Here is a 2,188-nt window from a genome sequence, read left to right on the forward strand (position 1 = left end):
CTCTGCTGTCTGAATGAACAATATTTGTTCGAATGTATGGGGTTGTTCAAAGTATAAACACTGATGCGTCAGCCCTGAGAAAATCTGTCTGTGACCGAGATGAGTACTTACCAAGTGGATTTGACCCCATAGGTCCAGACACTTTTTCCCGCTTAGGGTTGTGATACCCGACTGCGCAGAAATTCCCGTGGTGAACGGTATCCCAAGGCGCTGTGCGGGTGGTGCTCGTTATAATGCTCAAACGCGATAGCCAAATTGCCTACCGCTGTTCGGCTATCCGGTTTTGGCATCATCTCGATATAGTCTCGCTTCATCGTCTTCACGAAGCTCTCCGCTATACCGTTACTCTGTGGGCTTCTCACTGCTGTCGTTCTGGGCTCCAACCCGATTTCTCGTGCAAACGCGCGGGTCTCATGGGCTCGATACGCCGAGCCATTATCAGTCAGCCACTCCACCGGTGATGCCGGCAACGAATCCCCAAAGCGATGTTCGACAGACCTCAGCATGACATCTTGCACAGTGTCACTATCGTAACCCCCAGTACTGGCCGCCCAGTCCAACGCTTCCCTATCGCAGCAATCCATGGCGAACGTGACACGTAGTTTTTCACCGTTATCGCAGCGAAACTCGAAGCCATCTGAGCACCACCGTCGATTGCTCTCCTTGACGGCAACACGCCCCTTATGTGCCTGCTGGGCCAATGGTGCAGCTGGTTTTCTTTCCAGCAGCAAGCCATGTTCGCGCATGACGCGATATACCCGCTTAGCGTTTACCACAGGTTGTTCTGTTGCCTCAGACTGACGCCGTAACAGCGCCCAGACCCGGCGATAGCCATAGGAGGGAAGCTCTGCCATCGCCTCCATGATACGGCCAAGTAAGGCTGCATCATCACGCTGGCGATGATGACGACCATCTTGCCAACCCGGTTTTCGATGAACACGAACGGATAGCTGCGCACGCGATACATTAAGAGCCTGGCTCACAGCACTTAATCGTCGTCCCCCGGCAACAAGGGCGCATGCGCAATCCATTTTTTTGCTCGACCATACTCCACGGCTTCTTTGAGGATCTCGTTCTCCATGGTCTTCTTCCCGAGCAGACGCTGAAGCTCTCGGATCTGCTTGATGGCAGCAGCCAACTCGGAAGCAGGAACAACATCCTTGAATCGCCCCTACTTTCCTAGACACCTCAAGAGCCTCAAACTGAGGTCAATCAGGAGGTGTTATGAGCAAGCAGCAACGTTACACGGAAGAATTCAAACTGGCCGCCGTCAAGCAGGTGACTGAGCGCCATTACCCAGTGGCAGAGGTCGCTGAGCGACTTGGTGTTTCCAGCCACAGTCTTTACGCCTGGATCAGGCGCTACAGCCAGCCCGCCGTGCAGCAACAGCATGACTCCAGCCAGCAAGCCGAAATTCGGCGCCTCAAGGCTGAACTGCGCCGCGTCACCGATGAGCGAGATATCTTAAGGCCGCCGCGTACTTTGCCAAGCTGTCAGGGTAAGGTACGCCTTCATCCGGGTGCACGCGTCCACACATCCCATCCGCCGACTGTGTCGGATGATGAATGTCCACCCGAGCGGTTATTACGCCTGGCAGCACCAGCCTTTATCTGCCCGCGCACTTGAAGACCAGCGCCTCCTGGGCCAGATCAAGCAATGTTGGCTAGAAAGCGGAGGCGTCTATGGCTATCGCAAGATCCGGGATGACCTGCGAGAGATGGGCGAGACCTGTGGGAAACACCGGGTGGCGCGATTAATGCGTCATGAAGGTTTGCGTTCACAAACCGGTTATCGTCGCCGTCCCGGTCATTATGGTGGCCGGCCAACGGTGGTTGCACCGAATCATCTTGAACGCCAGTTCAATGTGACTGAGCCAAATAAGGTCTGGGTAACGGACATCACTTATATTCGAATCCATGAAGGCTGGCTCTATCTGGCCGCGGTATTGGATTTGTTTTCACGACAAGTCATTGGTTGGTCAATGGGGCCACGGATCGACCGAGAGTTGGCCATCAGCGCGTTACTGATGGCAGTGTGGCGACGGCGACCCGAGCAGGAAGTGCTGGTTCATTCTGACCAAGGGAGCCAGTTTAGCAGCTATGACTGGCAGGATTTTTGGTTCATCGCGGCTTTCCGGGGAAGGCCGCCTTGATTTTCAGAAAAAAGTATTCTGAGTCCCTAAATCCAT

At 54.5% G+C, this 2,188-nt stretch carries 2 pseudogenes; one reads left to right on the plus strand and one right to left on the minus strand.

What is annotated here, in order from left to right:
- Nucleotides 1-152 precede the first annotated feature (152 nt).
- Nucleotides 153-1,162 (minus strand): annotated as a pseudogene (locus OKB81_RS20145) (IS3 family transposase); the annotation flags it as partial.
- 62 nt (nt 1,163-1,224) lie between these two features.
- On the opposite strand from OKB81_RS20145, the pseudogene OKB81_RS20150 reads away from it, so the two are divergent.
- A pseudogene (locus OKB81_RS20150) lies at nt 1,225-2,116 on the plus strand (IS3-like element ISAeca4 family transposase); the annotation flags it as partial.
- Between the last annotated feature and the right edge of the window lie 72 nt (nt 2,117-2,188).

The organism is Aeromonas sp. QDB56, assembly GCF_027705505.1.
Lineage (GTDB): Bacteria > Pseudomonadota > Gammaproteobacteria > Enterobacterales > Aeromonadaceae > Aeromonas > Aeromonas caviae.